This is a genomic window from Streptomyces sp. SL06, from assembly GCF_058244745.1.
In genome coordinates this window covers 1,592,874-1,604,327 of sequence record NZ_JBSYOT010000002.1, presented here as the reverse complement: position 1 = coordinate 1,604,327, position 11,454 = coordinate 1,592,874, and the positions used below count along the sequence as shown (strand labels likewise).

The window sequence follows — 11,454 nt, the reverse complement described above, 5'->3', positions numbered from 1 at the left end:
GGCGTGATCAAGGGGTGTCGCCGCTCATCCGGCGTTGCAGTTCCCACAGGGTCCGGAAGAGGCCCGGCTCCTGGGTGAGTTGGGTGTAGGTGCCCTCCTGGACGATCCGCCCTTCGTCCAGGACCACGATCCGGTCGGCGACGGCCACGTTGGTGAGGCGGTGGGTGATCAGCAGGACGGCGCGGTCCTTGGCCAGTTCGCGCAGGCCGGCGAAGATGCGGTGCTCGGCGCGGGCGTCGAGGGCGGCCGTGGGTTCGTCCATCACCAGCAGCGCCGCCTGCCGGTGGAAGGCGCGGGTGAGGACCAGGCGTTGCCACTGCCCGCCGGAGAGCTGCTGTCCGCCGAACCACTCGCTGGTCAGCAGGGTGTTCAGGCCGGAGCGGAGGCCCGGCAGCAGCTCCGCGGCGCCGGACGCCTCGCATGCGGCGAGCAGGGCCGCGTCGCCGGTGTCGCCCTGCCCGAACGTGATGTTGTCGCGCATGGTCAGCGGCAGGTACGTGAACTTCTGCGGCACCAGCGCGACATGCCCCCACGCCCCCCACGGGTCCAGGTCCGCGGTGGAGGCGTGGTCCCAGGCCACGTCGCCCGCGGTGGGCAGCAGCAGCCCGCACAGCAGGCGCGAGAGGGTCGTCTTGCCGGAGCCGTTCTCCCCGACCAGCGCCACGATCTCCCCGCGCCGCACGTGCAGGGAGACGTTGCTCAGGCTGTCCTTCGGGGCGCCGTCGTAGCGGTAGGTGACGTCACGGACCTCGAAGCGCTCCGGGGGCGCGGTCACGGGCGCGGTGCCGCGGGAGTCGGTCATGGCCTGGCCGTGGGCGTTGTCGAGGAAGTTCTGCCAGTCCTGCACGTACCAGCCGGTGCGCACCAGGCGGGCCCCGCCGTTGATGATGCCGCGCACCGAACCGGTGGCGGTCTGGAGGGCGAAGACGGCGCCGCCGCCCGCCGCCAGGCTCAACCGCCCGGAGGCCAGGAGCCACAGCAGCGCCGCCCACACCGCGGCCGAGGCGATCCCGCCGGCCACGGCTCCGGCCAGCCCCATCCAGGCACCGGTGGTCGCGGCCTTGCGTTCGGCGGCGTTGACCGAGGCGGCCAGCCGCCGGTACCGGCCGATCAGGAAGGGGCCGGCCAGGCAGGCGCGCATCTCCTCACTGGACTCCTGGTAGGCCATGTGCCAACGCAGCTTGCCCAACATCCTGCGCCGCCCGGAGGTCTCAAGCCCGGCGAGGTAGATCACGCGTGCGGAGCGCACGTAGGCGGCGGCCTGCGGCAGGCAGGCGAGGAAGAGAAGGGGAAGGAGCAGGGGGTGCAGGACGGTCAGGACGGCGGCGCCGGCCGAGAGCGTGGCGGTAGCCGCGAGGACGTCCTGCGCCTCTTCGACAAGGTCGGGGGTGACCTGTGCGCCGCGGTCGGCGATGTCGTAGGCGTCGTTGTAGCCGGGCTTGTTGTTGGCGGCCAGTTCCGCGCCGAGCGCGGCCTCGATCATCGTCAGCTCCGCCGCCCGGCCGAGCACCGGGCGCAGACGGCCGGTCAGCCAGACCACGGTGATGCCCAGCAGCGCGCGCAGGCCGGTGGCGGCGGCGATCACGGCCAGTTGCGGGGCGGCGTCCCACAGCCGCTCGGTGATGTCGCCCGAGGAGATCAGCGCGGTGATCGTGCCCGTGACGGCCAGGAGGCCGAGGGCCGCCAGGACCCCGGTCCCGATCTGGCACACCAGCAGGCCGATGGTCGCGCCGCGGTCCACGCGCCAGGCCATCCGCACCGAGCGCCGCACGAGCGCGGGCAGGCGCCGCGCCATGGTGCGGGAGGTCAGCAGCGAGCCGGCCCGGAGCCTCGACTCGTCGCGGTAGAGGTATTCCTCCCCTCGAACACCGGCCTCCTGCCGTTCCTCGTCCGGCGCGGTCCCCTTTGGCGGTTGCGGCGGCTGGTCCTGCTCAATGGCCGAGGTCATCGTTCCCCCTGGACGGTCGCTGCGGCAGAGTCGTGAGGCCTAACGACATGGCTGCGATATCGAACACACGTCATTCGGTCGTGCTTCGGTCGTGCTGGGGAGCCCGCTGTTTCCTGCGTCAGGGAACTCGGCGGGCGCGGGATCCCTGGTCCTGCTTGGAGCGGCCGCGGGCAGGAAATGGCCGAAACGCCTATACCGCCAAACACTGGTCCGTGACACCGCCGGAGTGAACCCGCGGTGTCACGCCGGAAGCGACCCGAAGCCGGGGAGGTCCGCCCCGGGGCCGTTCGTACGAGCGGTCCAGGAGCCGTGTGCGCCGTCCCGGTTCGGTGTGTCGGAGGCGGGGCTGAGGCTGTGGCCCGCGTTGGTCGCCGCGGGCGCGGTGGTGGTGGGCGCGATGACTGCGCGGGAGTTCGGCGGCACTCGGCGGGTCCAATCCCTCGCGGCGGTCGCGACCGCCACCATGCCCGTGCTGCTGGGCGGCGCGCACGTCGCCAACACCACCTCGTACGAGGTACTGGCGTGGGCGCCGATCGCGCTCGTGGTCGTACCGATCGGCCGCACCGGCGACACGCGGTGGTCGCTCGCCTCGCGGGAGCGCTGGTCGGCGTAGGCGCGGAATCCAACCACCTCGCGGCCGACCGCCGACTGTTCGCGGGCGCCGCGACAGCCGTGCTGCTCATGCTGCCCGACCTGTGGTGGCAGGCGCGGCTCGGCCGGGCGATGCACGAGATGCCCCGGGCGCTGAACGGGGAGAACGGAGGTCCGGCGAACATCCCCACCTGGATCGCGGGGCAACTCGGCATGTCCTGCTTGGCGATGACGGTGCTGTGGGCGGCGGGTCTACGGCTCCTGTGGCGGTCCGGCCGACCTCGTACGCCGTGCTGTTCGCGGTGAACACCGGTGCGCAGGTGGGTGTACTACCCGGGCGGCCTGTACGTGTGTCTACTGGCGGCCGGAGCCGCCGGGCTCGACGGGTGGCCGCACTCCCGCCCCGCCCGAGCAGTGCGCCAACGCGGTGATCTTCGCGGCCGACCACGGCGAGGCCGGCGCACTCAACGAACCCGGCCACGGAACCGGGGTACCCACCGCTGTGAGCGCTCACAGCATTGACTGGTGGTGGGGTTCCGGCGAGTGGGGCAGCCACGTCTACATCTGTACGGACCTTCGCCGCCCCTGGGCCGAGATGCGGCCCGCTTTGCGCAACTACGCGCAGCACCCCCGCTCCAAGGGTGGGCGCCGGACTCGCTGACGCGTCCGCACTGCCGGACCACTGATCCTCGCGCCGGATCCATCCCCTGCGCGCGCCGCACACACGTTGCCTGCCGGTGGCCCCGGTCGCCGTCCCACACACACTGGTCGCACCGCAGGTCCGAGACCCGGGGGCCGGTCCACGCCGCCACCGGAAGGGAATCCTCCGCGGTGCGGCACCTCACCCGAGCGGGGTTCCACCCGCCGCGCCTTCCACGGCGTCGCGGACCGGGTCCCCCGCTCACCGCGGGACTGCGGGACTGCGGGACCGCGGGGCGTGCGGGGGAGCCCCGACCAGAAGGACTCGGCATGCGAGGAGTGGGCCGCCGCCCGCACCAACCGCCGGCGCCATGCGCGCGGTCGTCCTCCTCGGAGTCATCCTGGTGATCGCCTTCCTCTTGAGTCTCAAGCGCTCACTCCCCCGCAGCGTTGCCACCGACGCGGTGGAGTGACGCGAACCCATTGCGCTCCTCCTGACCGCTCCGTGGGGCGGCGTCGTCCTGGGACGATTCGCGCGGCGGGAGGTTCGCGCCCTCGACGTTGACGTCGGGGGTGACGCGGTCGAGCCAGCGGGGGAGGCGCCAGGCACGGTGACCGAGCAGGGCCATGGCGGCCGGCACCAGGCTCATACGCACCACGAACGCGTCGACGAAGACACCGACGGCCAGAGAGAAGGCGATGGACTTGGTGATCGGGTCCTGGTTGAAGACGAAGCCGCCGAAGACCGCTGCCATGATCAGCGCGGCGGCGGTGACGACTCTGCCGCTGCCGGCCATGCCGTGCGCGATGGCCTCCGTGGCGTCGCGGCCCCCCTGGTGATGTTCGCGCATCCTGCTGACGAGGAAGACCTCGTAGTCCATGGCGAGACCGAACAGCACGCCGATGAGCAGGACCGGCAAAAAGCTGGTGACGGGGGCGGCGGAGGGGATGCCCAGGATCCCGTTGAGATGGCCCTCCTGGAACACCCACACGGTCACGCCCAGCGAAGCCCCGATCGACAGCAGAAACCCCGTCATCGCCTTCAGCGGTATGAGAAGGGAACGGAAGGCGACGGTCAGCAGGATCATCGCCAGGACCACGATGATGCCGATGAACAGGGGCAGGACGTTCCGACAACTTGGCCGACACATCGATGGCCGCGGCCGTGGCACCGGCAATGTAGAGAGTGCCCCCCTGCCCGGCGATGTCCGACGCGTGGCCGCGCAGCCGGTGCACCAGATCGGTGGTCGCCGCGTCGTCCGGCCCGGTCGTGGGAACGACGGAGACAATCGCCAACGACGCGTCCTCGTTCACGACGGGCTGTTCGACGTGGGCCACACCGGGCTCTCGCCCCAGGGCGGTGCGCAGGCCGTCGACCATGGACCGCCGGTCTTCGGCCGGCACCCCGTCGGAGTCGACGACTGCGGTCAGGGTGGCGTTGAAACCCGCCCCGAACCCGTCCGTCAGCAGGTCGTAGCTCTTGTGCTGGGTGCTGGAGGCCGGCTGTGAGGCGCTGCTGGGCAGTCCCAGGCGAAGGTTCAGGGCCGGCGAGGCGAGTACGAGCAGGCCCACCACACCGGTCAGCAGGACAAGCAGCGGCTTGCCCGTCACCAGGCGGCCCCACGCCATGCCCCAGGAACCCGGAACGCGTTGGCGGCGTGCCGACGGCCGGGGGCGCAGGCGTTCGCCCAGGACCGCGAGAACGGCGGGTACCAGCGTGACGGCGACCAGGACCGCCAGCAGTACGGTCGCCGCGGCGGCCAGCCCCATGACGGCCAGGAACGGTATGCCGGTGACGACCAGCGCCGCGAGGGCGATGATCACCGTGGCCCCGGCGAAGACGACGGCACTGCCGGCCGTGGCCACCGCACGGGCGCTCGACTCTTCCACCTCCACGTCGGGGTCGGTCAGTTGCTCACGGTGCCGGGCGATGATGAAGAGGGCGTAGTCGATGCCCACCGCCAGTCCGATCATCAGGGCGAGCACGGTCGCGGTGTTCGTCATCTCGACGAAACCGGAGACGAACTGCACGCCCAGCACGCCGATACCGACGCCGACAAGGGCCGTGACCAGCGGCAGGCCGGCGGCGACGACTGAGCCCAGAGCCAGGGCGAGCACCAGGAAGGCGACGACGACCCCGACCACCTCCGCGGTCTCGCCTCCGCCCAACGCCGCTTCCATGACCGTGCCGTCGAACTCGACGGTGAGTCCCGCGTCACGGGCCGGGTCCATCGCCTTCGTGAGCGCGTCCTTGGCGGACTGGGGGACATCCTCGGCGGCCTGCCCGAACTGGACGTTGGTGAACGCCACGCGCCGGTCGGGCGAGACCGTCCCCGTCTCGAACGGGCTCGGGGCACTTGTGACGCCGGGTATCCGGGCGACCGCCTTGATGCCCTCCTCAAGAGCCGTCTTCTCCCCGGTGCCGGTGAGGGCGTGGTCCGCGGGCGCGGCGACCACGATCCTGGCCACTCCGCCGGCGGCGTCCGGCATCTTCCTCACCAGCAGATCCTGGGCTTGCTGCGACTCGATCCCCGGCACCGAGAACTCGTTGCTGAGCTTGCCGGCCATGGTGGTGCCCAGGCAGCCGATCACGGCCAACAGCAGCACCCAGGCGCCGATGACCCGGCCACGGCGGCGGATCACCCAGCGGGCCCAGGCGAACAGGACTGACGCCATCGCTGATCTTCCTCACTCTTACCGCCACAAGAATTTTGCAGCAGGAGGTAAATTTACCACGAGTAGTAAATTTACTGTCCCTGGTAAGGTCGAGTGCATGGGTGAGGGTGTGAGGGAGCGGGGCAAGGCCCGGCGTCGGCAAGCGATCCTGCGGTCGGCGTACGGGCTGTTCGCCGAGCGTGGGTTCGACGCGACGACCATCGCGGACATCGCGGAGGCGGCCGAGGTGTCACCGCGCACGGTCACCCTGTACTTCCCGTCGAAGCTGGCGCTCGCGACCTCCTATCTGGACGAGGCTCTTGAGCGGCTGAGGGTGGCGCTGCGAACGGGCGGCGGGGAGCCGGAGGCCCTGAGCGCCCTGGAGCTGTGGCTCCGTGACGAGTTGTCCGAGATGGAGTCCTCGGCCGAGCTGGAGGCGCTGTGGGACCGGATGATGGCCCGCAATCCGCAGCTTCAGGCCATCGCCAACAGCCGCGTGAGCGAAGTGATCCAGGAGGGGGCCCACGTCCTCGCGGCGGAACGGGGCGAAGAGCCGGACGCCTTCGCGCCACGGATGGCCGCCGCGGCCGCCGCGGCGGTGATCGGGGAGGTGTTCCTGCGCCCCAGTGAGGAGAACATCGCGACGGCGATGGCCTTCCTCGAAGCCGGAACCGCCGCGCTGACGCCTGAGAAGCCCCGGTAAGCCCTGAGTTGCCCAGGTTGTCGAGCACGCCGTGTCGGCTCACCTCCGCGCGAGCCGACGTGAGCCGAACGAGGCTTCGAATGAGCGACGCCCTTTTTCAGTAGCCCCGTGAGGCGCGCCGCCCGCGACGGTACCCGAACTGTGCTTTTCCGTCGTGGAGAGTACAGGTACTGCGTTCCTGCACCCAGTGTGGTGAATCTCTGAGGGGCGTGACTCCTTTGGGAGTTGGGCGGACCGCGGTCACAGTGGTGAGGACGGACCCTGGCGCAGAGCGATCAGCCCTGCGTCCGTCGGTCTGAAGCCGCACGCGTCGAAGTAGAAGGGACGCAGATGCTCTTCAAAGTCAACGTGGAGCCATTCGCAGTCCGCTGCACGGGCGCCTTGCGCTGCGGTCGTCACGAGTCCGGTACCGACGCCGGTCTTGCGCATGTCCTGAGCGACCATCGTGTCGAGAACGAAGGCATGGACGCCGCCGTCCCAGGCGACGTTGACAAACCCTACGAGCCTGCCGTCCTCTCGGGCACAGACCCAGCCGAGGCTGTGACGGTGCACTTGTGTCTGCCAATCGATGGGCGTCTGGGTGTGACCGAACGCCTCTGCGTGAAGCGCGTTGACGGCAGCGTTGTCGAAGTCGCCGCGCCACTCATATGTGATCGTCATGGGCCGCACAGTAGGAATACCGGGAACCCGCCGAGCAGGAATGGCACGACTTCCAGCCGCACTTCGGGCTGCGCAAGGTCTCCCCGCGTACCTGCGGCCGCCCCCACCGCCAAGCTCAACATCCCGAGCCGGAACCGGGCCGACGGTCGACCTCGGCATTCCCGTCTTCACCGGCCACGCACCGTCACCTGCGCCACCGCAGGGCCGCTCTCTCCATTTCATGCGGGTGAAGTGGGCTGTTGTGCTGCGACGAGCGGGCGGCATTCCACGGCCCGCTCCTCGACTGCGCCATCCCCGCAGGGTGGTCGATGTAGGCGGTGGCATCGCCCGCGCGATCGCGGAAGTACGCCCCCTCCTGGTCGAACGGGAGTCCGCCGTCCCCGGCCATCCCGCCTCGGACGGCCCGGCTCGTCGGCCGTTTCCCGGAGGGATGGCGGATTACGCGAGCCCGGAGCTGCTGGGAAGTACGAGTGCCGAGTCCGTATGGAGGGTGATGCGCACCGGTGCGAAGGTGGTGGCGTCCATCGGCGACTCACCGGTGCCGGGATTGCGGGCGTAGCGTGGGTGGGCGCCTCCGCTGAGCTGCCGGCGTATGCGGTGGCCGACGGGGAAGCGGTGAGCGGTGGAACTCATCGGCACGGTGACCTGAGAGGGCGCCTGTTCGGCGTCCGGAGTCGGCCGAACCCGTCACAGATGTTGACGGAGCGTCCTTGAGGGTCCACGTCGCACAGGCGCGTGAAGACATCGGCGTGTCCGGTGTCCGTGGAGATGCTCAGCCGTGCGGAGACGGGGCCCAGAATGTCCATGGGCTCGTTCAGTGGTGGGCCGGTGAATGTCAGGACGTCGTCTCGTGCCTCCAGGGTGCCGTTGTCCCGGGGACCGGCGGTGCGGGAGAGCAGTGGGCCGCCGAGGGAGGGGGTGGGGTCGGCCGGGTCGTAGCGGAACGTCATCACGGGGGCGGAGTCTGCGGGGGCCTGCTGGGTGAGACAGCCGCCGGGAAGGGGGTACCACAAGGTGGCTGCCGCGGCCGGTGGCCAGTCGTCGAGGCCCCGCCAGGCGCTTTCGCCGCCGATGTGCACACGCACCCTGGTGGGACGCAGGCCGGAGGGATCGGCGTACAAGTGGGCGCGCAGCCACGCGAGGCTCTCGGCGAATACCTCGGGCCATCCCTGTCGCAGGGCGGACGTGTGGGTCCAGGGACCGACGAGCAGGGCGGTCTCACATCCGGCTCGGCGCAGCCGCTCGTACTGCTCGAAGGTCTGGTCGACCAGTGCGTCGTGCCATCCCGTGATCAGAGCCGTGGGCACGCGGAGCCGCTCCGCCGACTCCGCCAACGACGCCCCGTGCCAGTAGGCGTCCTTGGCGTCCGGGTGTGTCATCACGTCGTCCAGCCAGGGCAGTTCGCTGCCGAAGGCTGACGCGCAGGCCCCACGCAGGGGCTGCACGGTGGTGACGTTGCGCAGGCGGCGCTGCAGGTGCAGCGCACCGTCCGCGTGGAACAGGGCGTGGGGATCGTGCAGGCCTACTTGCACCACCATTGCCTTCAGTTCTGGCGGTGGGTCCAAAGCGAGGGCCCACTGCACGTAGCCCAGGTAACTGGGGCCGACGGTCCCCAGCGTTGCGTTGAACCAGGGTTGCTCGCGCAGCCAGGACATCGTGGCCCGGCCGTCGGCGGCCTCGTTGGGTCATAGGGCGAGCGGACCAGGAGGGTGGGGAAGCCGCCCTGGGCACGCGGAAAGTAGTGGTCGGTGATCAAGGGGCTGCCGTCGGCGGCGGGCACCACTAGCCCCGGTTCCCATCCGGCCTCGTGCCGTTTCGCCGGCAGACCTCGCCAGGTCGCCCTCATCATCCGTGAGGAAAGCGGCGGGTTTCCGGTGGGTGGCACCCAGACCGGCCCGGCTGCGGCGTCGGGCGTGCGTGACGGCATCGCCCCCCTCCCCTATTCTCGTACGATGTACGAGAATAGGGCATGCTTGGATGACCTGGCAAGAGCCACTCGGCCACCCGGGGAAGGAGTGCGAGGCGGTGTCCCGTGACGGCAAGTCCGGTGCCGAGAGCGTCGATCCCGAACAGCTTTGGCTGCGTTCCGCCGAGCCCCGCAGGGGCCGCAGGCCCACCTTCAGCCGGGAGGCGATCACCGCGGCGGCCGTCACGCTGGCGGACGCGGAAGGACTCGACGCGGTCACCATGCGGCGGGTGGCCGCCGAGGTCGGAGCGGGCGTCATGTCGCTCTACAGCTACGCCCCCGACAAGGAGACGCTGCTGGAACTGATGGTCGACCACGTCAGCGGCGAACTCGTGGTCACGACCCCACCCAGCGGCGACTGGCGTGCCGATCTGAAGACCGTGGCCCGCCTGCAGCGCGCCCGCATGCTGCGCCACCCTTGGCTGCCCGTCGCCTTGTCCACCCGTCGCGTTCCGGGCCCCAACACGCTGGCCTTCCTGGAACACGTGCTCGCCGTCCTGCGGCCCACCGGGCTGGACGGTGCGGCGAAGCTGGAGGTCTTCGCCCAGCTCACCGCGTCCGTGGCCGCGCACGTTGCCCATGAGATCGCGCAGGCCGCAGTCTCACGATCGCCGGACCGGGCCGCGGCCGAGGCCCGCTACCTCGCGGCCGTCGTCGCCGACGGCCGCCACCCGGAACTCGCCGAAGCCCTCTCCGCCCCCGGAACGTCCCCTCACTCCCGACGCCACCTTCGCCCGATTCCTCAACCGCCTGATCGACGGCCTCGACACCGGCTGACGGCACACGGTCACGGCATGGCGGTCGGCGAGCTGCCGGTGCAGGTGAAGGTGCTCCATCGTGGCCGGGTGCGGGGCGCCCGCCAGTGCCTCGACGTCGGCCTTGAACCGGGCGAGTTGGACCTTGGCGACCGCGGGCACAGCGGTTCGGCGTCCGTCGGGTTCGGGGGTTGCCCGATCCGGCGGCAGGGTGCCACATGGTCGTCGACGAACACATACGGTGCCGCCAGAAGGGCGTCCAGGCCTGTGGTCACACACGAGCCCACGGACGCCCTCCGGCGTGACCGGCCTGCCTCCTGACCCGTGGGGGCGGCCGCGCCTCTGACATCGTTGTCGAAGGCGCGGTCCGCGTGGGTCGCGGTGTTATGGGATGCGGTACGCCCTCTGGGCGGAGTACCGCGTGCCGGGGTGGGCCGGTGTCTTCGTCCTACGGTGCGTAGACGGCGTCACTGCCGTACAGCTCCCTGGTGAACGCGGACACGTCGGCGCTGCGGTCGTTGCCGTCGAGGTTGTACGTCAGATAGACGCCGTATCCCTCGCTGACGGTGCGGCGGGCGAGGTCGGTGACGGTGCTCTGCGAGGTCCGGCCGATCTCGACGGCCGCCGGTGACAGTTGCGACTTGGGCAGTGCGATGCCGGGGACCCCCCAGGTGCCGTAGTACGGGTTCCAGGCGTAGTCGAACTTGGCGGAGACGTTGACGCCGTCGTAGGACAGGCGCGACGCGGCCGGGCCGATGTTGTAGAGGCTGATGATCTTGTCCGGCATGTTCGCGCGCAGTGCCGTCACCAGGTGCACGAACGAGCTGTCGTTGGGCTGGGCGGTGCCGTTGTTGCCGTAATCGGCGTACTCGTCGTCGAAGTCGATGCCGTCGAGACCGTACTCGGCAACGGTGTCCGACATCTGCTTCGCGAACGCCGAAGCCGCCTCCTGGGACGTGAAGTTGGCGAAGCCGGCGCCCTGGTGGTTGCCGAGCACCGACAGTACGACCTTGATGCCCTGCTGCTGCAACGGCCGTATCTCCGTGGCGGCGTTGTCGAGGACACGCTGCACGTTCTCGTTGAAGTGCAGATACGCCTCCTTCGTGCTCGTGTCGTAGTTGATGTTCGCCGCGAAGATCACGGCGACGTTGAAGGCGTTGCCGCCGCCGTCGGCGAGCGTGTACTTGCCGGCGTTGAGCATGCTGTTGTTGTTCACCTCGATGTAGGCCACCGAGGTCGGTCCCTGCTTGGCGGCGGGTGCTGCCGCCGCGCTGGTCGTGGCGGTCGTGGCGGCCGTGCCGAAGGCGAGGGCCGCGACGGCCGTGAGCGCGAGCGCGGCCGTCCGCACTCTGCCGCGTCCTGGAGTGAGCATCGTTGGTCGGTCTCCCATCGCATGGTCGGCGCCCGACTGGTTCGGAGGCGCCGAGTGAACTCTCCGAGTTTTCCGCTGCCGTGAGCGCATACCCGCAATCGTGTGCGAACTCTTCACGACTTCCATGCTCCGCTCACGACAACATCGGGACGGAGCACGTGAGTT

Annotated in this window: 8 protein-coding genes and 4 pseudogenes; 5 read left to right on the top strand and 7 right to left on the bottom strand. The window is 70.2% G+C overall.

Translation table 11 applies throughout. The features are described from left to right. Window positions 1–7 precede the first annotated feature (7 nt). Entirely contained in the window at window positions 8–1,948 is a 1,941-nt protein-coding gene (locus tag AC4IHM_RS07125) for an ATP-binding cassette domain-containing protein (RefSeq protein ID WP_490866243.1), read from the bottom strand. 331 nt (window positions 1,949–2,279) lie between these two features. On the opposite strand from AC4IHM_RS07125, the gene AC4IHM_RS07120 reads away from it, so the two are divergent. Together AC4IHM_RS07120 and AC4IHM_RS07115 are read left to right on the top strand one after the other, a co-directional pair. Further along, on the top strand, window positions 2,280–2,561 hold the full coding sequence (locus AC4IHM_RS07120; protein ID WP_490866242.1) for a hypothetical protein: 282 nt from the start codon (window positions 2,280–2,282) through the stop codon (window positions 2,559–2,561). Next, window positions 2,525–2,845: a hypothetical protein gene (locus AC4IHM_RS07115; RefSeq protein WP_490866241.1), complete on the top strand. Its 321-nt coding sequence runs from the start codon at window positions 2,525–2,527 to the stop codon at window positions 2,843–2,845. The genes AC4IHM_RS07120 and AC4IHM_RS07115 overlap by 37 nt, the downstream gene beginning before the upstream one ends. 767 nt (window positions 2,846–3,612) lie before the next feature. Here AC4IHM_RS07115 and AC4IHM_RS07110 read toward each other — a convergent pair. Then, on the bottom strand, window positions 3,613–4,266 hold the full coding sequence (locus AC4IHM_RS07110; RefSeq protein WP_490866240.1) for an MMPL family transporter: 654 nt from the start codon (window positions 4,264–4,266) through the stop codon (window positions 3,613–3,615). Between the two features lie 562 nt (window positions 4,267–4,828). Between AC4IHM_RS07110 and AC4IHM_RS07105 the strand changes: the two genes are divergently transcribed. Further along, window positions 4,829–5,275, top strand: a complete 447-nt coding sequence (locus AC4IHM_RS07105; RefSeq protein ID WP_490866239.1) for a hypothetical protein — start codon at window positions 4,829–4,831, stop codon at window positions 5,273–5,275. A gap of 105 nt (window positions 5,276–5,380) precedes the next feature. On the opposite strand, the pseudogene AC4IHM_RS07100 reads toward AC4IHM_RS07105, so the two are convergent. Beyond that, window positions 5,381–5,668: pseudogene (locus tag AC4IHM_RS07100) on the bottom strand (MMPL family transporter); the annotation flags it as partial. Window positions 5,669–5,951: 283 nt separating this feature from the next. On the opposite strand from AC4IHM_RS07100, the gene AC4IHM_RS07095 reads away from it, so the two are divergent. After that, window positions 5,952–6,536, top strand: coding sequence for a TetR/AcrR family transcriptional regulator (locus AC4IHM_RS07095; protein WP_490866238.1), 585 nt, complete (start codon window positions 5,952–5,954; stop codon window positions 6,534–6,536). Between the two features lie 240 nt (window positions 6,537–6,776). Here AC4IHM_RS07095 and AC4IHM_RS07090 read toward each other — a convergent pair whose 3' ends face one another. Beyond that, window positions 6,777–7,196, bottom strand: a complete 420-nt coding sequence (locus tag AC4IHM_RS07090; protein WP_490866237.1) for a GNAT family N-acetyltransferase — start codon at window positions 7,194–7,196, stop codon at window positions 6,777–6,779. A 438-nt stretch (window positions 7,197–7,634) separates the two neighbouring features. Beyond that, window positions 7,635–9,045, bottom strand: a pseudogene (locus tag AC4IHM_RS07085) (CocE/NonD family hydrolase). A gap of 176 nt (window positions 9,046–9,221) precedes the next feature. Between AC4IHM_RS07085 and AC4IHM_RS07080 the strand changes: the two are divergent. Next, window positions 9,222–9,939, top strand: a pseudogene (locus AC4IHM_RS07080) (TetR/AcrR family transcriptional regulator). A gap of 82 nt (window positions 9,940–10,021) precedes the next feature. On the opposite strand, the pseudogene AC4IHM_RS07075 reads toward AC4IHM_RS07080, so the two are convergent. Together AC4IHM_RS07075 and AC4IHM_RS07070 are read right to left on the bottom strand one after the other, a co-directional pair. Then, window positions 10,022–10,192 (bottom strand): annotated as a pseudogene (locus tag AC4IHM_RS07075) (IS982 family transposase); the annotation flags it as partial. A 173-nt stretch (window positions 10,193–10,365) separates the two neighbouring features. Beyond that, window positions 10,366–11,289 carry an endo-beta-N-acetylglucosaminidase H gene (locus AC4IHM_RS07070; protein ID WP_490866236.1) on the bottom strand — a complete coding sequence of 308 codons (924 nt, stop codon included), beginning with the start codon at window positions 11,287–11,289 and terminating at the stop codon, window positions 10,366–10,368. Window positions 11,290–11,454 lie beyond the last annotated feature (165 nt).

Bases quoted from the DNA above. Each gene is read 5' to 3' on its own strand.
- AC4IHM_RS07090 (WP_490866237.1), bottom strand. From the start codon at position 7,196: ATGACGATCACATATGAGTGGCGCGGCGACTTCGACAACGCTGCCGTC.
- AC4IHM_RS07070 (WP_490866236.1), bottom strand. From the start codon at position 11,289: ATGCTCACTCCAGGACGCGGCAGAGTGCGGACGGCCGCGCTCGCGCTC.
- AC4IHM_RS07125 (WP_490866243.1), bottom strand. From the start codon at position 1,948: ATGACCTCGGCCATTGAGCAGGACCAGCCGCCGCAACCGCCAAAGGGG.
- AC4IHM_RS07110 (WP_490866240.1), bottom strand. From the start codon at position 4,266: ATGATCCTGCTGACCGTCGCCTTCCGTTCCCTTCTCATACCGCTGAAG.
- AC4IHM_RS07095 (WP_490866238.1), top strand. From the start codon at position 5,952: ATGGGTGAGGGTGTGAGGGAGCGGGGCAAGGCCCGGCGTCGGCAAGCG.